22 protein-coding genes are annotated in these 25,733 nt (G+C 68.6%); 7 read left to right on the forward strand and 15 right to left on the reverse strand.

Going from position 1 to position 25,733, the window contains the following annotated elements:
* Nucleotides 1-5 precede the first annotated feature (5 nt).
* Nucleotides 6-1,202: an efflux RND transporter periplasmic adaptor subunit gene (locus tag IP92_RS08655; protein WP_145874162.1), complete on the forward strand. Its 1,197-nt coding sequence runs from the start codon at nucleotides 6-8 to the stop codon at nucleotides 1,200-1,202.
* Between the two features lie 9 nt (nucleotides 1,203-1,211).
* Nucleotides 1,212-4,373, forward strand: coding sequence for an efflux RND transporter permease subunit (locus tag IP92_RS08660; RefSeq protein WP_145874163.1), 3,162 nt, complete (start codon nucleotides 1,212-1,214; stop codon nucleotides 4,371-4,373).
* A gap of 31 nt (nucleotides 4,374-4,404) precedes the next feature.
* Here IP92_RS08660 and IP92_RS08665 read toward each other — a convergent pair whose 3' ends face one another.
* A complete protein-coding gene (locus IP92_RS08665) occupies nucleotides 4,405-5,295 on the reverse strand; it encodes a LysR family transcriptional regulator (protein WP_145874164.1) in 891 nt (296 codons plus the stop codon).
* A 123-nt stretch (nucleotides 5,296-5,418) separates the two neighbouring features.
* Between IP92_RS08665 and IP92_RS08670 the strand changes: the two genes are divergently transcribed.
* Both IP92_RS08670 and IP92_RS08675 read left to right on the forward strand, forming a co-directional pair.
* The gene (locus IP92_RS08670) at nucleotides 5,419-5,850 is read left to right on the forward strand and encodes a DoxX family protein (RefSeq protein WP_145874165.1); all 432 of its coding nucleotides are present in this window, start codon (nucleotides 5,419-5,421) and stop codon (nucleotides 5,848-5,850) included.
* A 121-nt stretch (nucleotides 5,851-5,971) separates the two neighbouring features.
* On the forward strand, nucleotides 5,972-6,430 hold the full coding sequence (locus IP92_RS08675) for a GNAT family N-acetyltransferase (protein WP_145874166.1): 459 nt from the start codon (nucleotides 5,972-5,974) through the stop codon (nucleotides 6,428-6,430).
* Between the two features lie 12 nt (nucleotides 6,431-6,442).
* Here IP92_RS08675 and IP92_RS08680 read toward each other — a convergent pair whose 3' ends face one another.
* The gene (locus IP92_RS08680; protein ID WP_145874167.1) at nucleotides 6,443-7,195 is read right to left on the reverse strand and encodes a GAF domain-containing protein; all 753 of its coding nucleotides are present in this window, start codon (nucleotides 7,193-7,195) and stop codon (nucleotides 6,443-6,445) included.
* A 161-nt stretch (nucleotides 7,196-7,356) separates the two neighbouring features.
* Between IP92_RS08680 and IP92_RS08685 the strand changes: the two genes are divergently transcribed.
* On the forward strand, nucleotides 7,357-8,940 hold the full coding sequence (locus tag IP92_RS08685) for a methyl-accepting chemotaxis protein (protein ID WP_158206720.1): 1,584 nt from the start codon (nucleotides 7,357-7,359) through the stop codon (nucleotides 8,938-8,940).
* 39 nt (nucleotides 8,941-8,979) lie between these two features.
* Here IP92_RS08685 and IP92_RS08690 read toward each other — a convergent pair whose 3' ends face one another.
* The 6 genes from IP92_RS08690 to IP92_RS08715 all read right to left on the reverse strand — a co-directional run bounded on the left by IP92_RS08690 (nucleotide 8,980) and on the right by IP92_RS08715 (nucleotide 15,163).
* Complete coding sequence (locus IP92_RS08690; protein WP_145874168.1) at nucleotides 8,980-9,540, reverse strand: GNAT family N-acetyltransferase; 561 nt, start codon at nucleotides 9,538-9,540, stop codon at nucleotides 8,980-8,982.
* Between the two features lie 38 nt (nucleotides 9,541-9,578).
* Nucleotides 9,579-10,007, reverse strand: a complete 429-nt coding sequence (locus IP92_RS08695; RefSeq protein WP_145874169.1) for a hypothetical protein — start codon at nucleotides 10,005-10,007, stop codon at nucleotides 9,579-9,581.
* Between the two features lie 157 nt (nucleotides 10,008-10,164).
* Nucleotides 10,165-11,595, reverse strand: coding sequence for an efflux transporter outer membrane subunit (locus tag IP92_RS08700; RefSeq protein ID WP_145874170.1), 1,431 nt, complete (start codon nucleotides 11,593-11,595; stop codon nucleotides 10,165-10,167).
* Nucleotides 11,592-12,740 carry an HlyD family secretion protein gene (locus tag IP92_RS08705; protein ID WP_145874171.1) on the reverse strand — a complete coding sequence of 383 codons (1,149 nt, stop codon included), beginning with the start codon at nucleotides 12,738-12,740 and terminating at the stop codon, nucleotides 11,592-11,594. The genes IP92_RS08700 and IP92_RS08705 overlap by 4 nt, the downstream gene beginning before the upstream one ends.
* Entirely contained in the window at nucleotides 12,737-14,413 is a 1,677-nt protein-coding gene (locus IP92_RS08710; protein WP_145874172.1) for an MFS transporter, read from the reverse strand. The genes IP92_RS08705 and IP92_RS08710 overlap by 4 nt, the downstream gene beginning before the upstream one ends.
* Before the next feature lie 264 nt (nucleotides 14,414-14,677).
* Nucleotides 14,678-15,163: a hypothetical protein gene (locus tag IP92_RS08715; RefSeq protein ID WP_145874173.1), complete on the reverse strand. Its 486-nt coding sequence runs from the start codon at nucleotides 15,161-15,163 to the stop codon at nucleotides 14,678-14,680.
* A 152-nt stretch (nucleotides 15,164-15,315) separates the two neighbouring features.
* Here IP92_RS08715 and IP92_RS08720 point away from each other — a divergent pair, with 152 nt between their 5' ends.
* The gene (locus IP92_RS08720; RefSeq protein ID WP_145874174.1) at nucleotides 15,316-17,484 is read left to right on the forward strand and encodes a coiled-coil domain-containing protein; all 2,169 of its coding nucleotides are present in this window, start codon (nucleotides 15,316-15,318) and stop codon (nucleotides 17,482-17,484) included.
* 70 nt (nucleotides 17,485-17,554) lie between these two features.
* The gene (locus IP92_RS08725) at nucleotides 17,555-18,694 is read left to right on the forward strand and encodes a branched-chain amino acid ABC transporter substrate-binding protein (protein WP_229418694.1); all 1,140 of its coding nucleotides are present in this window, start codon (nucleotides 17,555-17,557) and stop codon (nucleotides 18,692-18,694) included.
* A gap of 242 nt (nucleotides 18,695-18,936) precedes the next feature.
* Here IP92_RS08725 and IP92_RS08730 read toward each other — a convergent pair whose 3' ends face one another.
* The 7 genes from IP92_RS08730 to IP92_RS08755 all read right to left on the reverse strand — a co-directional run bounded on the left by IP92_RS08730 (nucleotide 18,937) and on the right by IP92_RS08755 (nucleotide 25,480).
* Nucleotides 18,937-19,722, reverse strand: coding sequence for a c-type cytochrome (locus tag IP92_RS08730; RefSeq protein WP_145874175.1), 786 nt, complete (start codon nucleotides 19,720-19,722; stop codon nucleotides 18,937-18,939).
* On the reverse strand, nucleotides 19,719-21,356 hold the full coding sequence (locus IP92_RS08735) for a cbb3-type cytochrome c oxidase subunit I (RefSeq protein ID WP_229418695.1): 1,638 nt from the start codon (nucleotides 21,354-21,356) through the stop codon (nucleotides 19,719-19,721). The genes IP92_RS08730 and IP92_RS08735 overlap by 4 nt, the downstream gene beginning before the upstream one ends.
* A 25-nt stretch (nucleotides 21,357-21,381) precedes the next feature.
* Nucleotides 21,382-21,951, reverse strand: a complete 570-nt coding sequence (locus IP92_RS08740; RefSeq protein ID WP_145874176.1) for a cupredoxin domain-containing protein — start codon at nucleotides 21,949-21,951, stop codon at nucleotides 21,382-21,384.
* Nucleotides 21,952-21,954: 3 nt separating this feature from the next.
* The gene (locus IP92_RS30145) at nucleotides 21,955-22,122 is read right to left on the reverse strand and encodes a hypothetical protein (RefSeq protein WP_199271932.1); all 168 of its coding nucleotides are present in this window, start codon (nucleotides 22,120-22,122) and stop codon (nucleotides 21,955-21,957) included.
* A gap of 8 nt (nucleotides 22,123-22,130) precedes the next feature.
* On the reverse strand, nucleotides 22,131-23,411 hold the full coding sequence (locus IP92_RS08745; protein WP_145874177.1) for a c-type cytochrome: 1,281 nt from the start codon (nucleotides 23,409-23,411) through the stop codon (nucleotides 22,131-22,133).
* Nucleotides 23,412-23,413: 2 nt separating this feature from the next.
* On the reverse strand, nucleotides 23,414-24,172 hold the full coding sequence (locus IP92_RS08750; protein ID WP_503826279.1) for a c-type cytochrome: 759 nt from the start codon (nucleotides 24,170-24,172) through the stop codon (nucleotides 23,414-23,416).
* A 102-nt stretch (nucleotides 24,173-24,274) separates the two neighbouring features.
* A complete protein-coding gene (locus IP92_RS08755; RefSeq protein ID WP_229418696.1) occupies nucleotides 24,275-25,480 on the reverse strand; it encodes a GGDEF domain-containing protein in 1,206 nt (401 codons plus the stop codon).
* Nucleotides 25,481-25,733: the final 253 nt, after the last annotated feature.

Genomic DNA, 25,733 nt, shown 5'->3' on the forward strand with positions numbered 1-25,733 from the left:
AGACGATGAACAAGCTCATGACCCAACTGAACACTCGCCTGGCCCAGCTGAAACAGCGGCCCCTCGCGCTGGCCCTGCTGGCCGCGTTCGCGCTGTCCACCGGCGGCATCATGCTCTACAGCGGCCCCTCCACGGCGGCGGACGACAAGGACAAGAAAAGCGCGCCGACCCCGGCGCTGACGGTGACGACGACGCGGCCGCAAGGCGCCTCGCTGCCGCTGCGCCTGACGGCCAACGGCAACGTGGCGGCCTGGCAGGAAGCGTCGATCGGCAGCGAGTCGAACGGCCTGCGCCTGACCGAGGTGCGCGTCAACGTCGGCGACGTCGTCAAGAAAGGCGAAGTGCTGGCCGTGTTCTCGGCCGACACCGTGAACGCCGACGTGGCGCAGGCGAAGGCCGCGCTGGCCGAGGCGCAAGCCAATGCCGCCGAAGCGCAGGCCAATGCGAAGCGGGCCCGCGCCGTGCAGGCATCCGGTGCCCTCTCCGAACAGCAGGTGACGCAATACCTGACGGCCGAACAGACCGCGAACGCGCGCATCGAATCGGCACGCGCGGCGCTGGCCGCCCAGCAGCTGCGGCTGAAGTACACGCAGGTCGTGGCGCCGGATGCCGGCGTGATCTCGGCGCGCAGCGCCACCGTCGGCGCCGTCGTCGGCGCGGGCACGGAGCTGTTCCGCATGATCCGCCAGGGCCGCCTGGAATGGCGCGCCGAGGTCACGGCCGCCGAACTGAAAAGCATCCGCGTCGGCTCGCAGGCGACGGTACGTGCCGCCAACGGCAGCGAGCTGACGGGCAAGGTGCGCACGATCGCGCCGACCGTCGATCCGCAGACCCGTTCCGCGCTCGTCTACGTCGACCTGCCGCCTGACCTGCGCAGCAACGCGCCGTTCAAGGCCGGCATGTTCGCCAGCGGCCAGTTCGACCTGGGCGCATCGAACGCACTGACGTTGCCGCAGCAGGCCGTCGTCGTGCGCGATGGTTTCCCTTACGTGTTCCGCCTGAACGCGGACTCGCGCGTATCGCAGCTGAAGGTGCAGACGGGCCGGCGCCTGGGCGACCGGATCGAGATCGTCTCGGGCGTGACGGGCGACATGCCCGTGGTGCTGAACGGCGCCGGCTTCCTGAACGACGGCGACCTGGTGAAAGCCGTCGCCGCACCGGCGGCAGCGGCGCCGGGCGCACCGCGCCAAGCGCAGAAATAAGGAGCAGCGATGAATTTTTCCGCCCTGTCGATCCGGAATCCCATTCCGGCCATCATGCTGTTCGCGCTGCTGACCCTTGCGGGCCTGCTGGCGTACAAGGCCAATCCGGTGCAGGACTTCCCGGACATCGAGCTGCCCATCGTGACGGTCAGCGCCACCTTGCCCGGCGCCGCGCCGGCCCAGCTGGAAACGGAGGTCGCGCGCAAGATCGAGGACTCCGTCGCCACGCTGCAAGGCGTGAAGAACATCTACACGAAGGTGCTCGACGGCGTGGCCACGGTCACCGTCGAGTTCATCCTCGAGAAGAATATCTCGGATGCCGTCAACGAGGTGCGCGACGCCGTCTCGCAGGTACGCGCCGACATGCCGTCCGAACTGCGCGAGCCGGTGGTGAGCAAGGTCTCCACGGCCGGCCGCGTCGTGCTGACGTTCGTTGCGGCCAGCAAGGGCGCGCACGGCGCCAAGATGGACGATGCCGACCTGTCGTGGTTCGTCGATAACACGGTCGCCAAGCGCCTGCTGACGGTGCCCGGCGTGGGCGCCGTCAAGCGGGTCGGCGGCGTCACCCGCGAAGTGCGCGTGGAGCTGGACAACGACCGCATGGCCGCGCTGAAGGTGTCGGCACTGGACGTGTCGCGCCAGCTGCGCCTCGTGCAGAAGGAAGCGCCGGGCGGGCGTGGCGACGTGTCCGGCGCCGAGCAATCGGTGCGCACGATCGGCACCGTGCAGTCCGCGCAGGAGCTGGCGCGGATGGACATCCCGCTGGGCGACGGCCGCCACGTGCGCCTCGACCAGGTGGCCACCGTGACGGACACGATCGCCGAACCGCGCGCCGTGGCGACGCAGGACGGCAAGCCGGTCGTCGCGTTCGAGATCTTCCGCACCAAGGGCGCCAGCGAAACGGCGGTGGCCGAAGGCACCCGCGCCGCCGTCGACCAGCTGCGCAAGGATCACCCCAGCATCGAACTGAAACAGGTCATCGACAACGCCTTCCCCGTGGACGAGAACTTCGAAGGTTCGATGGAGCTGCTGTACGAAGGCGCGATCCTGGCCGTGATCGTCGTCTACTGGTTCCTGCGCGACTGGCGCGCCACGCTTGTCGCGGCGGCGGCGCTGCCGCTGTCCGTGCTGCCCGCTTTCCTCGGCATCTACTGGCTCGGCTACACACTGAACACCGTGACGTTGCTGTCGCTGGCGCTTGTCGTCGGCGTGCTGGTCGACGATGCGATCGTCGAGATCGAGAACATCGAGCGCCACCTCCAGATGGGCAAGACGCCGATGCAGGCCGCGCTGGAAGCGGCCGACGAAATCGGCATGGCCGTGATCGCGACGACGTTCGCGCTGGTGGCCGTGTTCCTGCCGACGGCATTCATGGGCGGCATTCCCGGCAAGTTCTTCAAGCAGTTCGGCTGGACCGCCGTGCTGGCCGTGCTGGCCTCGCTGCTGGTGGCCCGCCTGCTGACGCCGATGATGGCGGCCTATCTGCTGAAGCCTTTGAAGCGCACGCACGGCAACGAACCGGAACAGGATGGCCCGATCATGCGGCGCTATATGCGCACAATGAAGTGGTGCCTGAACCACCGGCTCACCACGGCGCTTGCTTCGGCCGCGTTCTTCGTCTGCTCGATCATGCTGGTGGGCCTGCTGCCGACGGGCTTCGTGCCGCCGGCCGACCGCGCGCAGACGCAGGTCAACCTGGAACTGCCGCCCGGCTCCACGCTGGAGCAGACCAAGACCGTGGCGGAACAGGCGCGCCTGGCCGCGATGGACGTGCCGGGCATCACGGGCGTATTCAGCTCGATCGGCGGCGGCTCGTCCGGCGACGCGTTCGCACCGGGCGCCGCGGCCGAAGCGCGCCGCGCCGTGCTGACGATCACCACCGTGCACCGTACCGACCGCAAGGAATCGATGGCCGACCTGGACTCGATGCTGCGCAGCCGCCTGGCCAACATCGCCGGCGCCCGCTTCACCGTGGGCCCGCCCGACAGCGGCGTGAAGATGCAGCTGGTGCTGCAGTCGGAAGACCCGGACGCGCTGAAGGCGGCCGCCCAGCGCGCCGAGCGCGAACTGCGCACCTTGCACGGCATCGGCAACGTCACGTCGTCCGCCTCGCTGGTGCGCCCGGAGATCATCGTGCGCCCAGACTTCGCCCGCGCCGCCGACCTGGGCGTGACGGCGAACGCGATCGGCGAGACGGTGCGCGTGGCCACGGCCGGCGACTACGACTTCGATCTGACGAAGATGAACCTGCCCGAGCGCCAGGTGCCGATCCGCGTCAAGCTGCCGGACTATGTGCGCGCCGACCTCGATGCGATCGGCCGCCTGACGGTGCCGGGCAAGAACGGCCCCGTGATGCTGGCCAACGTGGCGGCGATCACGATGGAAAGCGGCCCGGCGCAGATCGACCGCCTGAACCGCAGCCGCAACGTCACGCTGGACGTGGAGCTGGGCAGCCGCTCGCTCGGCGAACTCAATGAGGAAGCGCGCGCCCTGCCCGCGTTGAAGAACCTGCCGCCGAACGTGCACATCGCCGAGCTGGGCGACGCGCAGGAAATGGCGTCGCTGTTCGCCAGCTTCGGCCTGGCGATGGCGATCGGCGTGCTGTGCATCTATGGCGTGCTGGTGCTGCTGTTCAAGGACTTCATGCAGCCCGTGACGATCCTGGCCGCGCTGCCGCTGTCGATCGGCGGTGCGATCGTGCTGCTGCTCGTCACACGCAACGCGCTGTCGATGCCGTCGATGATCGGCCTGATCATGCTGATGGGGATCGTGACGAAGAACTCGATCCTGCTGGTGGACTACGCCATCCTCGCGCGCCAGGCCGGCATGAGCCGCTTCGATGCATTGGTGGATGCGTGCCACAAACGGAGCCGCCCGATCCTGATGACGACGATCGCGATGGGCGCCGGCATGACGCCGCTGGCGCTGGGCCTGGGCGCCGACCCGAGCTTCCGTTCGCCGATGGCGGTGACGGTGATCGGTGGCCTGATCACGTCCACGCTGCTGTCGCTGCTCGTCGTGCCGGCCGTGTTCACGTATGTCGACGACATCGAGCACTGGCTCGGTCGCATGGTGCGCAAGCTGCGCCACAAGGACCACGACCATCACGACCACCCGCACCCGGAGGCGCGGCTGGCAGAGGCCGCGGTGCAGGGCCCGCGCGAGCACTGACGAAACAGGCGTCGCCTCCGCGCGGCGCCCGCTAGCTTCCCTTCAGCTGTTCGATGAACCAGCGCGCCGCCGGCCCCGGCGGCTGCTCCTTGCGGTGCACCGCGTGCATCGCAAAACCCGGCCCCACCACGGGGCTCGTCTCCAGCGCCAGCCGCACCAGGCGCCCTTCCTTCAGATCGTTCTCCACCATGTGCAGCGGCATGCCGCCCCAGCCCAATCCGGCCTTCAGGAACGCGTGCTTCGCGCCCAGGTCGGCGAGCCGCCACACGCTCGGCGACAGCACGCCGAAATCGCGCCCGGTCGTCAGCGGCGAGCGGTCCGTCAGCACCAGCTGCACGTGGCGCATCGCCTGCGCGCGCGGCACCACGCCCTGCAACTGCGCAAGCGGATGCGCGGGTGCCGCGACGACGACGGCCGGCACGTCGAGCAGGTAGTCCGTCACGCAATCGGGCGGCAGCTCGGGCAACGTGCCGACGATGGCGATGCTGCAGTGGCCCGCCAGCAGCGGCTGCACGACGGCGCCGAGTGCCTCGACGAAGAGGCGCAGCGGCGTGTCGGGATAGCGCTGCTGGAATGCCTGCACGGCCGCCGTCAGCGAGTCGATCGGGAACATCACGTCCACCGCAACGGCAAGCTCCGGTTCCAGGCCCTCGGCCAGCGTGCGGGCGCGGGCCTTGAACGCATCCATGCCCGCCACGGCGCCGCGGGCCTGCTCCAGCAGCGCCGCACCGGCATCGGTCAGCCGCGGATAGCGCGCCGAGCGGTCGAACAGTGGGAAGCCCACCTGAGTTTCCAGGTTCGCCAGCGTGTGGCTGACCACGGACTGGGCGCGGCGCAGCCGCCGCCCCGCCGCGGAAAAGCTGCCTTCCTCGGCAGCGGCGATGAACGTGCGCAGCTGGTCGAGCGTCAACGCTTCAAGCATTCATCTACTCCTTCGATAGGTGTCATCGAATTATATAGGCTTCCTGGATGGATCGACGGGACCTAAGATTCACTCAACCCCGCAGCAAGCGCAGCGGACAACAAACCCTCGAAAGGAAACATCATGAACACCACCAACGCCAACACCTCCGTGATCCCCGCCATCGGCCGCGTGCTGCTCGCCACGATCTTCGTCTTCTCCGCCCTCGGCAAGATCGCGGCGCCCAGCGCAACGATCGGCTACATCCAGTCCGTCGGCCTGCCGTTCGCCACCGCCGGCCTGATCGCCGCGATCGCCATCGAACTGGGCGGCGGCCTGATGCTTGCCCTGGGCATCAAGACGCGCCTCGTCGCCGCCGGCCTGGCCGTGTTCTCGATCGTCACCGCGCTCGCCTTCCACCATGCGATCGGCGACCAGAACCAGCTGATCCACCTGCTGAAGAACTTCGCGATGGCCGGCGGCCTGCTGCAAGTGGTGGCGTTCGGCGCCGGCGCATACAGCATCGACCAGCGCCTGGCACAGCAAGCGCGTATCGGCACCCGCCAAGCCGCTTGAACCAACGCGGGTAACCCAATGCAGTTCCCCGGCGCGGCGCCCACGGGCGCCGCGCTTGCTTTTTCAACAACCGCCACGGCACAATGCGCTCTCCCCGCGCTTCCTTTCCACGCTGCCGACCATGCCCATCACCCTGCGCCCCATCACCCGCCAGAACTTCGACGCCGTCACCGACCTGGAACTGCTGGACCACCAGCGCGCCTGGGTCGCTAGCAATTCCTACTCGATCGCGCAGGCGAGCTTTTACCCGAACATGCGCGCCCGCGCGATCTACGCGGGCGATGAACTGGTCGGCTTCGTGATGGACGTGGCGCTGGAAGAATTCGGCGATCCGGGCGAATACGGCATCTGGCGGCTGATGGTGGACCGGCGCCACCAGGGCAAGGGCTACGGCCGCGCCGCATTGGACATCGTGCTGGATGAGCTGCGCGCCCGGCCGGACGCCCGCAAGATCTGGATCAGCTACAAGCCGGATAACCGGCAGGCCCAGGCGCTGTATGCAAGCCTGGGTTTCGTCGAGACGGGATTCGACGAGGAAGATGGCGAAACGCAGGCCGTGTTGACGCTGCCGGCGGCCTGATGGCGCGGTAACCTAGGACCGCGGCGGTTCCTGCACTTCCTCGGACGCGATCGCGGCCAGATCCAGCAGCGCCTGCAGTTCGGTGGCGCGCAGCCGGCGCGGCTCGCGGTCGATCACGCACAGCGTGCCGAGCGCATAGCCATCGGCATCGCGCACCGGCACGCCGGCATAGAAGCGGATGCGCGGATCGCCCTGTACCAGCGGGTTGTCGCGAAAGCGCGGATCGGCCGCCGCATCCTCGACAACAAACGGCTCGTCGCCCAGCACGGCGTGCGAGCAGAACGCCCACTCGCGCGGCGTCTCCTCCGCATCCAGTCCCACGCGCGCCTTGAACCACTGGCGCGTCGACGTCAGCAGCGACACCAGCGCGATCGGCGAGCCCGTCACGAGCGCCGCGAGCCGGACGATGCGGTCGAAGCGCTCCTCCTGCGGGGTATCGATCAAGCCGGACGACGCCAGCGCCACGAGCCGCGTCGCCTCATCCTTCCCGACCGGATAGTCGGGTGCCGCGCGGGCCTGGAATTCGGTCGGCGACACGGGCGACATCGCCGCCTCGACGGCCTGGCCGATCGTTGCATTCGGCTGGGCCGGCGCGCGCTCCATCAGCCGCTGGATGTGCGACAGGCGCGTGCGGCGGTGCCCGCCCGGCGTCTTCCACGACGCGATCGCGCCGCTTTCCATCCACATCTGGACGGTGCTGGTGGCCACGCCGAGCAGGCGCGCGGCGGCGGTGGTGGTCAGGATCGGATCTTCAACAGTACTCATAGGAAACCTTTCATTGGCCACAGTATATCCTGCCTGCTGTCGAATATGACGGATTTGAGGAAATTCCGCAACACAACAAAGAATTCGTCAATTTATGTTGATTATTGTAAATTTTCGTTGCATTATCTCGTCAAATCCATCAGATTCAATGAAAGCCCATCATGCGAACCTTCCGCAATGCCACGATCGCCACGAAGCTGTACTCCGCCTTCGCTCTCGCCCTGTCCTTCACCGTGGCGCTCGCGCTGTTTGCGCTGGTGGAAGTCGGCAGGATCGACACGGCATTGAATGCCGCTAACACATTGCGCCGCACGCAGCTCGACCCGCTGCTCGATGCACGCGAAGCGCTGGCGCAGACCGGCATCGCAGCACGCAACGCCTACATTTTCGAGGACCAGGCTTCCGCGGTGCGCGAGCTCGACATTCTCGATCGTGAAAAGGCCGTGTATCTCGATGCGCTGGCCACGCTGGAGCCGCTGCTGGGCGGCGACGCGCAGTTCGACAAGGTGCGCACCGGCCTGCTGCAGATGGCCAAGGAGCTGGAGCGCCCGCGCAAATATCGCGACGCGCACGACATGGCCGCTTACGGCAAGTTCCTCGTCGACGAATGCAGCCCGCTGCGCCGGCGCATCGTCGCCGACATGGGCGTGCTGTTGCGCGGCCTGGAAGACCGCAACACCGCCGCAGCAACGGCCGTCAGCGCGCAGGCGTCGAATGCACGCTACTGGATCGGCGCGCTGGCCATCGGCAGCGCGGTGCTGTGCCTGACGATCGGCACGCTGATCGTGCGCGGCCTGCTGCGCCAGCTGGGCGGCGAGCCGGCCTATGCGGCCGACGTGGCACGCGCCATCTCACGCGGTGAGCTGCACCGCGCGGTCGACACGGGCCGGGCGCTCGATGGCAGCCTGTTGGGCGCGATGAGCACGATGCGCGAAGAGTTGGCCGGGATCGTCACGCAGGTGCGCACCGGCACCGATGCGATCGCATCGGCCTCTGCCGAAATCGCGTCCGGCAACCTGGATCTGTCGAACCGCACCGAAACGCAAGCCGCGGCGCTGGCGCAGGTGGCCGCGTCGATGAAGCAGCTGATCACGTCGGTGCGGACGAACGACGGCTACGCTCAGGAGGCCAGCACGCTGTCGCAGCAGGCGGCCAGCGTGTCGCTGGAGGGTGGTGCAGCGGTGGACGGCATCGTCACGACGATGAACCTGATTAACGAATCGTCGAAGAAGATCGTCGACATCATCGCCGTCATCGACGGCATCGCGTTCCAGACCAATATCCTTGCTTTGAACGCCGCCGTGGAGGCGGCCCGCGCGGGCGAACAGGGCCGCGGTTTCGCCGTCGTCGCATCGGAAGTGCGCAACCTGGCGCACCGCTCCGCCGCGGCGGCCAAGGAAGTGAAGGCGCTGATCGAGGATTCGGTCAGCAAGGTGGGCAGCGGCACGCAGCTCGTCGGCGCGGCCGGCGCGACGATGAAGAGCGTCGTCGACGGCATCGCCCGCGTGTCGGCGATCATGCAGGACATCTCGACGGTGACGCGCACGCAGAGCGCCGACATCGAATCCGTCGACCAGGCCATCACGCGGCTGGACGACATGACGCTGCAGAATGCCGCGCTGGTGGAGGAAGCGGCAGCGGCGGCGCAATCGCTGCGCACCCAGGCCGATCACCTGGCCGGCGTCGTCAACACGTTCCAGTTGGAGGACGGCGCCGCGCCGGCACGGGCGCTGCTGGCCGCCTAAGGGGCGCTCTTAGCCGGTCCTTGGCGGCTCCTTGCCACGTCACTGCGAGCGGGTCAGCGCGGCCCACTCGCGCCGCAGCAGGCCATACAGCACCGAGTCGTGCACCTCGCCGCCGACGATCCACCGCTCGCGCAGCAAGCCTTCGCGCTGGAATCCCAAGCGTTCCAGGCACTGCGTGGACCCCGTGTTGCGGGGATCGATGTCCGCTTCCAGCCGGTGCAGATCGAGTTCCCCGAACGCGAACGCCAGCAGCGCGCGCAACGCCTCGCTCATGTAGCCGCCGCCCCAGTAGTCCCTGCGCAGCGCGTAGCCCACTTCGGCGCGCCGGTTCTGCCAGTGCAGCGAGCGCAGCGTGCAGTTGCCGATCTGCCGGCCCGTTTCATTGAGCACGATCGCAAAGCGGAAGTATTCGCGCGCGGCGAATGCCGCCGCATCCTGGGCGATCTGGCGGGCCGGCCGTTCGGGATCGGACCATGGCGTTTCGCTGAAGTAGCGCATCACCTCCGGATCGGCGTGGATCGCCAGCAGGTCGTCCTCATCGCCGGGGCGCGGCGGGCGCAGCGTCAGCCGCGCGGTAGTCAGGGTCTTCTGATAGTCCATCCACCGATATTACCGCACGGCGCCGCGCGCCTGCCGGGTCAGCGCAGCTTGATCGGCTTGCGGTACGGCGCGAACGGCGGTTTCGGGAACTGCGCCCCGGCATAGTTCTGGCGGAAGCATTCGGCCTTCGCGCCCTGCACGTCCGTCACGCTGTCGGTCACCTTGCCGTTCGCATCGAGCGTCAGCACGATCGTCACCGGGTACTTCGACTTGTCGTGGCAGTTGCCCTTTTCATCGAGCTTCTGGGCGTTGTTCCAGGCCAGCGACTCGTCCTCGTACTTGCTTGCCTTCGGGTTCGGGAACTGCGCGTTGAAGCGGTTCATCTCGGCGCCGAAGCCGGGGTTGGCGGCCGGCGGCGGTTCGTTGTCGGCGGCGCTGCCTTGCTGGGGAGCGGTCTGGCAACCGGCGAGGAGCGCGGCGGCGGCGAGCGCGGCCAGCGCGGTGAACTTGTTGTAGCGGGATTGCATGGTGCACTCCTTGTTGTCGTTATCGGTGCACCAATTGTAGAGACATTATCAAAATGGCAGCGCACGTTGCAGAGCTCGCTGACGAGGACCACGGGCCGCACAGCTTGCAAGGCCGGTACCCGGGCGACTACGATGACCGGATCTCAAGACGGAGGGATTACCGCCTTGCGCCGGCGGATGCGCTCCACCCTCCTCCCATCGCCCGGTACAGGTCGACGGCCGCCGTCAGCAAGCGTGAGCGCAACTGCAGCCGCGCCACGTCGGCCGCGTACAGGTTGCGCTGCGCGTCCAGCTCCTCCAGGTAAGCGGCATAACCGTTCGCGTAGCGGTTGTGGGCGATGCGCAGCGTTTCGGCCGCGGTCGCCCGCCGCGCATCGTTCTGCACCGCCTGCTCGCGCAGCCGGGTGATCGCATCGAGGCCGTTTTCCGTTTCCGCGAATGCCTGCCGCACCGTGTTCTCGTACGCGATCAGCGCCTGGTTGCGCTGCGCGGCGGCCGAATCGGTCGCGGCCTGCACCCGGCCGCCGTCGAACACGGGTGCCACCAGCGCGGCGGAGATCCGCCACAGCAGTGCCGGCGAATGCAGGAAGTCGGAGAAGTCGCTGGACTGGATGCCGCCGCCGGCCGTCAGGCGGAAGGTCGGAAGCAGCTGGTCGCGGGTGGCCGCGAGCTGCGCATTGGCCGCCACGGCGGCCTGCTCGGCGCGGGCGATGTCCGGCCGGCGCCGCAGCAGGTCCGACGGCAGGCCGGCCGGCACGGTCGGCGGCACCAGTTCCGCCAGCGGCTTGCCGCGCGCGATCGGGCCGGGCGTGCCGCCCGTCAGCAGCGCCAGCGCGTTCTCCTGCTCGAAGACCTGCCGTTCCAGTTGCGGGATCTGTTCGGCCGCCGCGTCGTACTCGGCCTGCGCCTGCAACCATTCGAGCCGCGAGCTGTAGCCCACTTCGAACTGCCGGCGCGCCAGGTCGCGCGAGCGTTCGCGCAACTGCAAGGTGGCGCGCGCCAGCTCCAGCTGGGCGTCCAGGCCGCGCAGGTTCAGGTAGCCGGTGGCCACGTTCGCGGCGATCGACAGCGCCACCGCGTCCAGGTTGGCCTGCTCGCCGCGCAATGTGGCAGCCGCGGCCTCCGTGGTATTGGCCAGGCGCCCCCACACGTCCAGCTCGTACGCGGCCTGGAACTCGGCCTGGAACACGTTGGTGTCGTAGGGCTTGCCCGTGACGGCCGACAGCGTGCGGGCGCGCGTGGGCGACGCATCGACCGACAGCGTGGGCCGCTGGCCCGCCGCGGCGGCACGCACGCGGGCGCGGAAGTCCTCGACCCGTTCGCGGGCCACGCGCAGGTCGCCGTTGTGCGCCAGCGCGGCAGTCACCAACGCCGTCAGCGCCGGGTCGCCGAACGACTCCCACCATGCCGTGTCGACCGGCAGCGCGGCGGCGGCGCCTTCCGGCAGCGGCGCGCGCCACTGCGCCGGCACCTGCAGCGTCGCTGCCGGCGGCTGCGCCACGCGGGCCGCGCAGCCGGCCAATAATGACGCCACCAAGGTCGCCACTAAGGTCGCCAGCAAGACGGGCACGATGCTGCCCAGCCTCATCGCCGCGCCTCCCCGCCGTTCAGGTGCGCCGACGTGTCGATGCTGACGATGACGGACATGCCGGGCCGCAGCCGGTCGGCCAGCTTCTGGCCCGGGTCGATGCGGATGCGCACGGGAATGCGCTGGGCGATCTTGACGTAGTTGCCGGTCGCGTTATCGGCCGGCAGCACGGAGAATTCGGAACCCGTCGCCGGCGAGATCCGTTCGACCTGGCCCGTCAGCTGGGCGCCGTCCAGCGCATCCACCTTGAACGTGACGCCCTGGCCCACGCGCACGCCGCTCATCTGCGTTTCCTTCAGGTTCGCGATGACCCACATCTGCTGCGGCACGAGGCCCATCAGTTGCGCGCCCGAGTTGACGAAGGCGCCGCGGCGCACGCCGACCTGGCCCAGCTGGCCGTCGGACGGCGCGACGATGCGCGTGTTGTCCAGGTCCACCCGCGCAGCCTTCAGCGCCGCTTGCGCGTTCGCGACGGCCGCTTCCAGCGACGCGCGGTTGACCGTCACTGACTGCGACTGCTGCCGCGCGATCTCGACATTCGCTTGCGCCTGCGCGACGGCGGCCATGGCCTGCGCCCGCGCGGCACGCTGGGCATCGCGTTCGCGCTGCGACAGCGAGCCATCGCCCACCAGCTGCTCGACGCGCGCCAGGTCGGCGTTGGCGCGCTCGGCCTGCGCGCGGGCATTGGCCAGCGCGGCCTGCTGCAGCGCGATCGTCGCGGCGGCGCTCCGCTTCGACTGCTCCCAGTTCGCCAGCGCCGCCTTCTGCGCCGCCAGCTGGGCCTCGGCCTGTTCGTAGCGCTGCTCGTAGATGCGGCGGTCGATCTCGACCAGCAGGTCGCCCTTCTTCACGAACTGGAAGTCCTGCACGTGCACGTCCGTCACATAGCCGGACAGCTGGGTGCCGATCACCGTCACCTGGCCGCGCACCAGCGCGTTCTCGGTCGTCACGACGGGGGTCGTGAACGGCGGCAGCCGCCACGCGTACAGCACGACCAGCACGCCGATCAGTGCGACCAGCGCGAAGCCGGCGATCGCCAGCCATTGGTGCGGCTGGTCCGGCTGGCCGGGAGCGGGCGCGTGTGCGGCCGCGGCGGGTGGCGCGGCCGGGGCGGGTGGAGGAACGGAAGTATCGTTTGCGCTCATTGCGATCCGGAGTTGTTGAGGGAGACGCGCGCCATGCCCGTCTGCGCGTTCTGGCCGGCGGCGGCCGGGCGGCAGACGGTGCACAGCTGCCACAGGTAATGCAGCACCATCCACGCCAGCGTGGCCCACGCCACGATGCTAATCAGGAGGAACACGTCGTTGTAGGCGAGGACGTTCGCCTCGCGCGTGGCGGCCGCGCCCAGCGAGGCGACGCCTTGCGCGCTGCGCAGCGCGGGGTCGGCGAGCGTGCCGCCCAGGGCAGCCCCGCTGCCCTGGATGCGCGCGGCCACCTGCGGGTCCACCAGGGTCAGGTGCTCGACCAGCTGGCTGGAATGGTATTTTTCGCGCAGCACCTGCACCGTGCCCACCAGCGCGGAACCCAGCAGGCCGCCCAGGTTCTGCGTCATCGAGAACATCAGCGAAAAGCTGATCAGGTTTTTCGGCTGCGCGATGATCGCGCCGAAGCCGGACACGAACACGGGGCCGATGAAGAACACGCCGGAAAACGCGAGCAGCGCCTGGCTGACGTACATCTGCGCCGGCCGCGTCAGGTTCGTCGCATGCGAATCCATCCACGCGCCGATGGCCATCAGCAGCAGCGCGAACATCAGCGAAGGCTGGATGCGGCTGGGCGAGATCGTCAGCGCGCTGGCTACCATGCCGGCGATGCTGGCGACGAGCGTGACGAGCCACAGCCCGCGCATCTGGTCGTTCTGCAGCCCGAGCACCTGCAGGAAGCCGACCGTGCCGGTGGCTTCGGATTGCACGATGCGGATCAGCAGCACGGACAGCGCGAGACGCAGCATGTTGGCCGTCGTCAGCCAGCGGATGTTCAACAGCGGATTGGCGCGATTGTGCTCGATCGTCACGGCGGCCGTCACGAGCACGATCGAGCCGGCCAGGCACCAGCCCAGCCATGGCGCCTCGAACCACCACACGGTACGGCCCAGGCCCAGCACGGCGCACAGCAGCGCGACGCCGGGCGCGAACAGCGCGAACGTGGCGAAGTCCAGCTTCTCGAATGCGCGGATACGGTCGCCCGGCGGCAGTTTCAACAGCAGCACGCAGCCCAGCGACAGCAGGCACATGCCCAGTTCGAACGAGTACAGGCCGCGCCACTCGGCGATTTCCAGCAGCTCCGTCGAGAACAGCCGGGCGATCGGCAGCGCCAGCTGGGCAAAGCCGACGCCAAGCACGACGCCCTTCAGCCGGTGCTGGGCCGGGAATCCCTGCAGCGTGTAGTACAGGCCCAGCACCGTCAGCGCCGCGCCCGAGATGCCGCTGGCCGCGCGCACGAGGATCGCCGACGCGAGGCCGTGCACGAACAGGTGGGCCAGCGTGGCCAGCGCATACAGCACGAGGAACAGTTCGGTGAACAGGCGCAGCCCGAACTGCTGGCGGAACTTCACCAGCAGCAGGTTGGCCGACACGTTCGTCATCACGTACGCGGCCGGCAGCCATTGGATTTCGGACTGGAACACGCCGAGCGATCCCTGCGCATACAGCAGGTTGACGGTGACGAGCGCGTTGCCCAGGCCCCCCGTCAGCGCGACGATGAAGCCGACGACGAGATAGGCGATGCGCCGCGGCGTCGAATGCAGCGGGGTCGAGGGCGAGCCCGGCAACGTGGGCCGTTCATGGGGCTTCCAGGTTTGCGGGGCGTAGACATCCATGCGATGGTAGACCTAGGGCGACAGTACGAGCATAGCACCGGGCAGGCCGATCGTTGGGTTCGATTCGGCGGGATCGCGCAGCTCCCCTGCTTCAGGGCGGGTGCCGGCTCCACCGGAAGCGGGATGGCGCGGCAGGACGGAATGCATCGGTGGGCGAACAGCATTGCAGCGGACCAGCGCAACAAACCCGGCCGCACATCCGCGATGCGCGACCGGGCGCGCCGCCCGCCAGGGGTGGGCGGGCGGCTGGCCATCGATGAACGATCAGTGACGGCGGGAGCTGAGCAGCTTCGACACGGCGAAGCCGGCGGCCATCGCCACCAGCACGGAAACGCCCGGGCTGTTGCGCACATAGCTGCGGCCCGTTTCGGCCAGGCGGCTGTAGGCCACGTTCAGGTCCGCGGCCTTCTGGCTCAGGCGCTCGGTCACTTCGGTGGCCTTGCCGGACATGCGGTCCACGGTGTCGTGCGCCTTGCCGACCAGGCGGTCGGTGGCGGCCGGCACCTGCTCGGCCAGCTTGTCGACGGTGCCCTGCACCTTCTCGGTGGCGGCCGGCACCTGCTCGGCCAGCTTGTCGACGGTGCCCTGCACCTTCTCGGTGGCGGCCGGCACCTTGTCGGCGATGCGGTCGACGGCGCCGTGCGCGCTGGCGGCGGCTGCCTGCACCTTGTCGGCACTGTCGCCGCGAGTACCGTTGCCGATCGGCGTTACGCTGCCGGTCGCGTTGATGTTCGATTTGTCGTTGTCCATGATCGGTATCCTCTGGTTGGTGGTTGCAGGGACAACGATAGGCCGATCCTTGCCGCGTGACAGTGCGTCACCTAACAGAGGTGCCGGTGCGGTCCGGCACGCCGCCTTCCGGCGCTTTGTGGCATGCTGGCCCTTTCGCATGGGGGTGCGTCATGTTTCCTCTCTCATCTGTCACCGAGGCTTCCGGCATGGCCCAGGTGTACGGCACCGGCAATGCCGCCGATGCCGCCGCGGTGCGGTCCAGCGCGCCGCCGAGTTCCGACGTCGACGTGTCCTCGCTTGGCCAGTTCATGGGCACGCTCGCGCTGTCGCAGAAACGGCTGGGCGAACTGGCCGCCGCGGCCGGCGGGCGCGATCCCGCCGCCGAGCTCGACGAGCTGGGCACCGCTGCCGGGGAACTCGTCGAAGCGTTTAACGTGGGCCGCGCCGTCGATACGCTGGCGCCGCCCTCCGGCGAGCCATTGCCGGCGCGGGCACTGGCCGGCCAGCTGACGCAGGCCTTCGACGGCCAGCGCGCCGACCTGGCGCGCATCGGCATCGACCTCGCGCCATCCCTGTTGGGCGACGACGGCGAGATGCTGGCCGTCGACAGCGGCCGCCTGCTCGCCGCGTTCCAGGCCGATCGCCAGGGCACGCTGGACACGCTGGCGCGCGCCGCCGGCACCTTCGGGGAAGCAGGCAGCGCCCTCGCGCAACAGCAGGAGATTCCCGCGCAGGCGCCGGCGAATGCGCCCAACCTGCCGCCTCCCGCGGTCAGCGATGCGGCATTGCAGAATGCATTGCGCGACACCAGCACTGTCCAGTCGAATCAGCCAAACCCGCCCAACCAAACCGGCGACGATGCCGGCCAGCGCCCCGAAGCACCGCTGGCCGCCGGCTCCGGCACACCCGCCGCGTTCCTAAACAACCAGGCCGCCGAGCTGACGGCAGCGCAGGCCCGCAACAGCGCCACCGGCGCGTTGGGCCCGGCGCGCGACGACGACCGCACCGTGCAGCCGACCGCGCAACGCGTCAGCGGTGCCACCGGCGAAGCACAGGCCAATCCGGTGCCCGCGGCGCCCTCACCGGCCGCGTCGCCGGAACAGGCGAATGCCGCCGCGCTGGCGCGGCAGCTTGCCGCGGAACGGCTGGCCGAGGACCGCGCGGCCGTTGCCGCGAATGCCGAGGCGCGGCGCCGGCAGACGGCGCTGGACGACCGGCTGGCCGCCGATCGACTACTGCAGGCGCAGCGCGACGAGCAGGCCCGCATCGATGCGCAATTGCTGGCCGAGCGGCAGATCGCAGCGAATCAGGCCGCGCTGACGCAGCAGGAACGCCAGGCCGCCAGCCGCCTCGACCTGACACGCCAGGCCGCCAACGCGGCGCTGGCCGCGCAGGATGAGACGGCGACGCAGGATCAGCGCCTGCAGGAAGCGCGCGCCGCGGCGACGCGCCAGCTGACCAGCACGCGCGAGGAGGACGCGGCCGCCCAACGGCTGGCGGACCGGCTCGACGATGCGCGCCGCACGGCCGCCCAGCAGCAGACGCTGACGCAGGCCGAACGCCTGGCCCAGGACCGGTTGCTGGCCGCACGCCGGGCCGCCGCTGGGGAAAGTGTCGCGTCGCAGGAGGATGCGCTGCTGGACCGCCGCCTGGCCCAGGCCCGGCTCGACGCCCAGCAGCAGGTGGATGCCGCGCGCCAGGCCGTCGCGCAAGCGGCGGTGGCGGAAACGGAACGCCAGCAGGATGCGCTGCGCACACTGCGCGACCAGGGCGCGGCACGCGCCGAGGACATCCTGCAGCAGCAACGCATCGCGCTGCGTGCCCAGCAGGCGGCAGCCGCTGCCGGGGCGGGCACGGCGGCCGGCGCGACAGCACGTACCGGCATGGCGAACGAACAGGCGGCGGCCGGCGCGGCGGCCGATGCACAAATCGCCGCCAGCGCGGCTGCCACGACCACGGTGGATGCGGCTGCGCGGGCCCAGGCAGCGGCCGATGCGGCGGCAATGGCACAGGCTTCGCTGTCCACCCCGGCCAATCCCGCCACCGGCATCACGGCGGGCGGCACGCCGACGGCGGCGGGCGCCACCGCGACGGGTACGCCGGCCGGGACGACGCCTGGAACCGCTCCGGGAACCGCGCCCGCGGGTGCGGCCGCCAGTGCGAACAACGCGGCGCCGCCGAATGCGGCCGATCCGTCCGTTGCGGCGGCGATCGCCGCGCAGCGGCTGGCGGGCGGCATCGCCGGTGGCGGCGGTCCGGGTGCCCCGGCGCCGGTGCGCAACGAAATCAATCCGCCGGTGCGGCCGGTCACGCGTACGGGCAACGCGCCGCAGGTGTGAGGCTTTTGCTTGCCCCCGTCGCGAGAACGTGGATAATTCACGCAACTCGACAATGACGACGGGAGACACGATGAAGTACAAGCCGATGCAGTACACACGCCTGGCGCTGGCCCTGGCGCTGGCGGGCCTCGCAGGCACCCCCCTGGCCCAGGACACGGTGGTGAGGATCGGCCACAGCGGCCCGCTGTCCGGCGCCCAGGCGTTCTCCGGCAAGGACAACGAAAACGGCGCCCGGCTGGCGATCGAAGAGCTGAACGCGAAGCCGATCACGGTCGGCGGCAAGAAGGTGAAGTTCGAACTGGTGTCGGAAGACGACCAGGGCGATCCGAAGGCGGGCGTCAACGTCGCGCAGAAGCTGGCCGATTCCGGCATCCGCTACGTCGTCGGGCCGTACAACTCTGGCGTGGCGATTCCCGCCTCGCGCGTGTATGCGAACGCCGGCGTCGTCGTGGCCAGCGTCGCGTCGAACCCGAAGCTCACGCAGCAAGGCTACAAGAACCTGTTCCGCGTGAACGCCAGCGATACGCAGCTGGGTTCGAAGATGGCGCTGTACGCGGCCAAGGAACTGAAGGTGAAGACGGTGGCCGTGATCGACGACCGCACCGCGTTCGGCCAGGGCCTCGCCGAGGAATTCAAGAAGCAGGCGCGCGCTTCCGGCATGACGGTCGCGGGCCATGAATACACGACGGACAAGGCGGTCGACTTCACGTCCATCCTGACCAAGCTGCGTTCGAAGAACGTCGAAGCGATCTTCTTCGGCGGCTACGCGCCGCAGGGCGGCCCGATGGCGCGGCAGATGCGCCAGCTGGGCATCAAGGCGAAGCTGCTGGGCGGCGACACGATCTGCACGTCCGAGATGGGCAAGCTGGGCGGCGACGCCGTCGGCGCCAACGTGCTGTGCTCGCAGGGCGGCGCCCTGCTCGACAAGGCCGCCAGCGGCCCCGCGTTCAAGGCGAAATTCAAGAAGCGCTTCTTGGCCGAACCGGACGTCTACGCGGCCTCGTACTACGACGCCGTCAACCTGTTCGCCAACGCGATGCAGCAGGCGAACTCCGTCGACCCGGCGAAGGTCAGCGGTGCCATTTCCAGCGGCTCGTACCAGGGCGTTGCCGGCACCTACGCGTTCGATACGAAGGGCGACATGAAATCGTCGCCGGTCACGATCTTCACGTTCAAGGCCGGGCAGCCGAGCGCAATCACAAGCTACTGAGAGACCCGTACTACACCTCAGCCCGTGTCCACCTTGGGGTCAACCCCGTTTTCGGACACGGGCTGAGCCGTGACGCATGCCTTTTATGGCTGGGCTCGTGTCCCCTGGTGCCAGGCACGAAGGGACATCTATGGCTCAGCTTGTGTCCCCTGGTGCCTGGCACGAAGGGACATTTATGCCTCAGCTTGTGTCCCCTGGTGCCTGGCACCAAGGGACACGAACTCGGCAGTATTGGCGACGGTTCAGCGGCTCGCGTAATACCGCGCCAGCGCCGCTACTTCCTCGTCGCTGAGGTTGCGCACTGCGTTGCGCATCTGCGAATTGACGTCGTTGTGCCGGCTGCCTTCGCGGAATGCCAGCAGTTGCTGGCGCAGGTAGGATTCGGGCAGGCCGTCCAGCCATGGCGACGCGGGCTTTTTCACCTCGATCGTGTGGCACGACGCGCAGGCGCCCACGTTGCGCACCGGGTCGCCGTTGCGCACCAGGCGCGGCGTGGCCTGGTCCACCGGGTCGGACAGCCGTTCGCGCGGCAGGTAGGCGTAATACGCGGCGAGGTCGCGCATGTCCTGGTCCGACAGCTCTTCCACCAGCGGACGCATGATCGCGCTTTGCCGGTGCCCCGACTTGTAGTCGCGCAGCTGCTTGTAGGTCGCCGCGGCCACCTGCCCCGCCAGGTGCGGCGTCCCGGCCGGGCTCATGCCGCGCGCGCCGTGGCACATCGTGCAGCGCATCGCCAACGTGGCGCCGCGGCCGATCGATGCGTTGTCGGCCGGCGCCATCATCTGCGCCATCACGATCACTTCGCTGGGGCCCTTGCCCGTTTCGCCCAGCCCGGGGCTGAAGTACGCGCCCGGTACGCCGGCGGCCCGGCAGATCGATTCCCACAGCGACAGCATCGTATCCCGCGCGTGCGAGCGCGGCACCCACACGAAGCCGATCAGCGCGGCCACCAGCGCGATGCCGACCAGCGCCAGCACGCTGCGCGTGAACCACGGATTCTTCAGCGAGAACGTCTTCACGTCGCTCATGGCTGGCTCCCGATCGGCACGGCCGGCACGGACGTCTGCGGCAGCGCCATCAGCTGGCTGATCGGATAGCCGTAGTTGACGATCGACAGGCCGATCATCAGCGCCAGCCAGATCGCATAGCCGTTCAGCGCGGCCGGCGTGCGCTCGGTGTGCACCGTCTGGCTGAACGTGAATTCTGGCAGCGTGACGAGCGTGCTGCGGTGGCCGCGCGCCAGCACCAGCAGGAACAGCACGCCGGAGGCCACCAGCAGCAGGCCGCCGATGAACGTCATGATGACGGTGATCGCTTGCGGCGCGATGTCCGGATGGCCGTAGTCGAAATAGGCCATCCGGCGCGGCATGCCGAGGATGCCCGTCACGTGCCACGGGAACGTCAGCACGATCATGCCGACGAACCACAGCCACAGCTGCCAGCGCATCGCGCGGCCGTTCTTCAACTCGCGCCCCGTCAGGTGCGGCCACAGGTCATAGGCGACGGCGAAATACATGATCACGATCGCGCCGCCGAAGATCAGGTGGAAGTGCCCCGTGATCCATTGCGTGTTGTGGACGGCGAAGTCCAGCTGGTAGCTCATGTTGATCAGGCCACCGGCGCCGCCAAAGCCCAGCAGGATGAACGAGAACGCCACCGCCAGCATCATCGGGTTATGCCACGGCAGCCGCTTGACCCAGCCGACGGCACCCGTGCCGCCGCGCAGCCGCCCCGCGATCTCGACGGACGCGGTGATCGTGAAGATCGTCAGCAAGGTCGGTACCGAGACAAGCCCCGTGAACACGGCATGCAGGAACTTCACGCCCGAGCCCACCTGCGGGTCCTGGAACAGGTGGTGGATCCCGATCGGCATCGAGAACACGAGGAACAGGATGAATGACAGGCGCGCCATCGTGTCGCTGTACAACCGCCCGCCGATCGCGCGCGGCACCAGCGTGTAGAACGCGATATACGCCGGCATCAGCCAGAAGTAGACGATCGCATGCAGCGTCCACGAAAAGAACACGCGCGCGAGGCCCGCATCGATCGTGCTCTTGAAACCCAGCGCCACCGGCATGATGAGGAACAGGATCTCGATGGCGGCGCCCAGCGACGTCCACGCCCACAGATAGGCGCCGGCCGTGTTGGCGAACATCGCGAGCGGCACCGTCTGCCCTGGATGAGCCTTGCGCCACGCATGCAGGTTCACCGACATCAGCGCAACCCAGATCCACGAGCCGACCACGACGAGCACCACGCCGATGTAGTAGAACGCGTTGCCGATCAATGGCGGATAGAACGTGTACAGCACCGACGCAAGGCCCATCGACACGGGGATCATCGCGGTGATCGTGCCGACGACGACCAGGCCGAAGCCCGTCCAGGCCCAGCGCTTGCCGATCAGCGATTGTTTCAGCGCCAGCTCGACGATCGCATAGCCGAAGCCCATCGCCACGAGCGTCGGGAACACATAGCCCATCGCGGAACCGTGCGCGGTGACGGAGCGGTAGTACAGCTCCGGATTGCCGATCCAGTCGCGCAACGGGCTCCGGATGTACATCTGCCACTCGCCCAGCAGCAGTGCAACGAAGAACGCGACGAACGCGATCCAGAAATGCGCCAGCACGAGGCGGCGCGTATCCGTACCCATCCCGGTGCCCATGCCGGCCCCCATGTCACCCGTGCTCTCAGCGCGCAACACAGCTTGCCCTCCCATTGGCGGCCATCGCCCGCGCGAACTCGTTCTGCTCGACCACCTTCACGCGCGCCCACATCGCCGCGTGGCCGATGCCGCAGAACTCGTGGCACGGCATCAGGAATTCGCCGCTGTCCTTGAAACGGGTAGCGAAGTTCGAGATGTAGCCCGGCGCCAGCATCATGTTGACGTTGGTGTGCGCGACCGAGAAGCCGTGCACGACATCGGAACTGGTGGCACGGATGCGCACCGGCGTATCCTTCGGCACCAGCAGACATTGCGGCGTGAACGCATACTGGCTGGCCAGCAGCCGCACCGTGACCGAGCCGTCCGCCTCGCGCGCCGTACCCAGGTTCGACTCGACGAACTCGCCGGACAGGTGCAGCGTGGCGGGGTCGATCGTCTCCATCCGCGTCGGCGGCATCAATGCCCAGTGGATGCTCATGTACGCCACCATCCCCGTCAGGAACAGGATGATCGCGCCGACGATCCACGCCCAGCGCGCTTCCGCGCGCGCGGCGGTGGCGTGGGCATCGTGCGCCCCTTGGTTCGCGGCGGCCATCGCTTACGCCCCTCCCCGCGCGAGGAACACGAACAGGTAGAACGCCAGCCAGATCGCCAGCACGATCGCGACCGCCGTGCCGGCCACGGCGAACGCGCCGGTGGGCCCGCGCGCGACGATCGCCTCGACGCGCTGCTGCTGGTCCGGGGTCTCTTGCGGTTCGGCGAACATGCTCTCTCCTATTCCAGGGTGGCGGAACGCAGCGTGTTGACGTCGCGCGTGCCGACCGCACCGGCGCGGTTGCCCCACGCGTTGCGGATGTAGGTGACGACGGCGGCGATCTGCGCATCGGACAGCTCGTGCGCGAACGGCGGCATCCCGTACGGCATCGGGTTCTTGCGTGTGCCGGGCGGGTAGCCGCCGTTCAGCACCATCCGCACGGGGTTCACCGCCGACGTCATCGTGATCGACTGGTTGTTCGCCAGCGGCGGATAGTGCGGCAGCTTGCCGCGGCCCTGCTCGCCGTGGCACGTGGCGCATTTGTCCGCGTAGACGCGGCGGCCTTCCGCGAACATCTGGTTCGCGTCCGCGCGCAGCGGCGCGTTGCCGGCCGCGGGCGCCGCCGGCTGGTCGCCCGGCAGCGTCTTCAGGTAGACCGCCATCGCGCGGATGTCTTCGTCGGACATGTACTGCAGGCTGTTGTAGGTCACCTCGGCCATCGGTCCATACACGGTGCCGCGGTGCGACACGCCCGTCTGCAGCAGGTCCATGATGTCCTTGATGTCCCAGTTGCCGAGGCCCGCTTCCGCATTGGACGTGAGCGATGGCGCATACCAGTTCTGCATCGGGATCAGGCCGCCGCGGAACGCCTGCTCGTCCGACGAGCCGCCCAGCGCGTTGATCGGCGTATGGCACATCGCGCAGTGTCCCAGCCCCTGGACCAGGTAGGCGCCACGGTTCCACTCGACCGATCTGGAACGGTCCGGCCGGTACTCGCCTTCCTCGAAGTACAGCGTGCGCCAGCCGATCAGCAGCGCGCGGTTGTTGTACGGGAAGCGCAGGTCGTGTTCGCGCGAAGGCTGGCGCACCGGCGGCACCGACCGCAGGTAGGCGAAGATCGCATCGCAATCGGCACGCGTGACCTTCGTGTAGCTGGCAAACGGCATCGCGGGGTACAGCAGCTTGCCGTCGCGGCCGCGGCCCGTGTGCATCATGTTGTAGAACTCGTCCGCGCTCCAGCGGCCGATGCCCGTTTCCGGATCCGGCGTGATGTTTGGCGAGTACAGCGTGCCGAACGGCGTCGGCATCGGCCGGTTGCCGGAGAAGATCTTCGCACCGGGCACCGTGTGGCAGGCGATGCAGTCGCCCGCTTGCGCGAGATACTTCCCGCGTTCGATCAGCGCTGCCGACGGCGCCGGTGCGCGCACACCCTGCGGCAGCGCGTTGGGCACGGCCAGCAGCGCGGCCAACAGCGCGGCCGGCGGCACAAGGAAGGCGAGATGGGACAGACGCAGGCGCATGGTCACCTCCTCGCTTCCTGGCTGCCGCAGGCCATCGGCAGATGGGGACCGCCCGGTTTCGCAGGCCGCACGCCTGGATCGACGGGCAGCGATGCGAGCCACGCGGCGACGGCCGCGACCTCGGGCTCCGTCAGGCTCGACGCGATCACCTGCATGCAGTCCGGTGCCACCGCCGTACGCACGCCGTAGCGCCACGCGCCAAGCTGCGCGCTGACATAATCGGCGCGCAGGCCCAGTAGGCCCGGAATGCCAGGCTCGCGCCCGTTCAGGCCCGCGCCATGGCAGCTGGCGCAGGCGGGGATCTTGCGGGCCGGGATGCCTTCGGTGACGATGCGGCGCCCATCCATCAGCTGCTGCGCCGGACGGTTGACGGCCGGTTGCTGCAATGGCGGCGGGTCTTGCTGGGCGAAGTACTGGGCCATCCGCATCAGGTAGGGTTCGGGCAGGTAGGCCAGCATGTAGTTCATCGGCAGGTACTTGCGCCGCCCGTCACGGAACGCGACGAGCTGGTTGTACAGGTAACCGGCGGGCTTGCCGGCCAGGCGGGGGAAGTAGACGTTCTCGACACCGCGGCCCTGCACGCCATGGCAGCCGATGCAGGCACGCACGCGCTCTTCCATCGTGTCTGGGATGCGATCGGCCTGCGCCTGCGCATGGACAAGCGGCGGCACCTGCGCGGCGCACAGCGCAAGCACGGCGGTGACGGCGGCGCGCAGTGGCCGCGCCGCGGTGCTGCCGATGTTCTCGATTGCGCGATCCAATGCGGACACCTCCTTCACGGGCGTATGTAGCCCTTGTTGAAGCTGCGATAGTTGGTCGCTAAGGTAGCACGATGCCGCGTTACAGCGGCGTACGAATGACCATCAGCCGTGAGTGCCGGCCTTGCGAGCGAGCTGCAGGGGCGGGCGCCCCTGGAACTCCAGCGCCTTCACGGCGTTGCGGCCGGCATTCTTCGCCGCGTACAGCAACTGGTCGGCCAGCTCGATCAGCGCCTCCTGCGGGAAGCGCGCGGTGACGTGGGCGAAGTTCACGGACGTGACGCCGAAGCTGGCGGTGACGGCCACCGGATGGCCCGTCGCGATCTGCGTGGTGGCCACCGCCAGCGCCGCGCGCATGCGTTCTGCCAGGTGCGTGGCACCGGCCAGGTCCGTTTCCGGCAGCACGATCAGGAACTCTTCGCCGCCGAAGCGGATCAGGCTGTCCACGTTCTCGCGCATCATGCCGCGCAGCAGAGACGCGAACGCGACCAGCACCTGGTCGCCGGCCGCATGGCCATACGTGTCGTTGACGGCCTTGAAGTGATCGATGTCGCAGGCGACGACGGCGAGGCTGAGGCGGAAGCGGCGCGCGCGCGACAGCTCCATGTTCAGCAGTTCCTGTTGCAGGTATCGGCGGTTGTGGCAGCCCGTCAGCGGGTCGCGCTCGGACAGGTTCTTCAGCACCGACTGCACCCGGAACTCCTCGCGCCGGATCATGTGGTAGCGCCGCGCCGCGATGCAGCCGAAGCCATTGGCCAGCGCCAGCAGCATGATCATCGACAGCACCTCCTCGGCCGCGAGCCGGTTCAGCAGCACGGCAACGACGATGAACACGATCGTCGACACGATCGCGATCGCCATCGAGTAGATCAGCCGGTTCGGAATGTACAGGTAGACGACGAGCACCATGATCGACATCGCCATCGCATGCCACGGCAGCTCGGCCGGCCGCGCCAGCACGACGGGCGCGAACGCCAGCAGGCCGACGATCTCCGTCAGGCTGGCGGTCAGATAAACCCGCCCCACCGAGTGCGGATGCAGGTGGTTCGTGACGCAGCTGGCCACCGCGACGACGCCGACGGCGAGCCGGCACGCGAACAGCAGCCAGGCGACCGTCCCCAGGCCGAGCGCGAGCACGTCCGTGACCCAGAACACCAGGTAGAACGCGGCGCAGAACAGCAATGCGGTGCGCAGCTGCGCCTTGGTGCGCGGCAGGATGTGATGGCTGAAATGCGCCTCGACCGTCTTGTCGGTGAATTCCGCCGACAACCTGCAGATCGCGAACGCCGCGTCGTTGACGGGGGGTGACACGTCTTCTCCTGACTGATGAGCCCGGTAGCCGGGCAAACAGCGGGTATTGTAATGGTATCTACTGTTTATTTATCTCACCAAAAGTCACGGAAGGGTCGCTATTTGTAGCGAAATGGCATGTTTTTTCCGTAAGGGTGGCGGGAATATGGTCGTGCCGATCACAAGGGTTGTCGTTGAGCAACCTTAATCTTCGAGCATGGTGGGGGACGGCTTTCAGCCCGGGCTGGCAGTCGCAGCCGTGCGGGCGATGGCG

The organism is Pseudoduganella flava, assembly GCF_007830495.1.
In the GTDB taxonomy this organism is placed as follows: Bacteria; Pseudomonadota; Gammaproteobacteria; order Burkholderiales; family Burkholderiaceae_D; genus Rugamonas; species Rugamonas flava.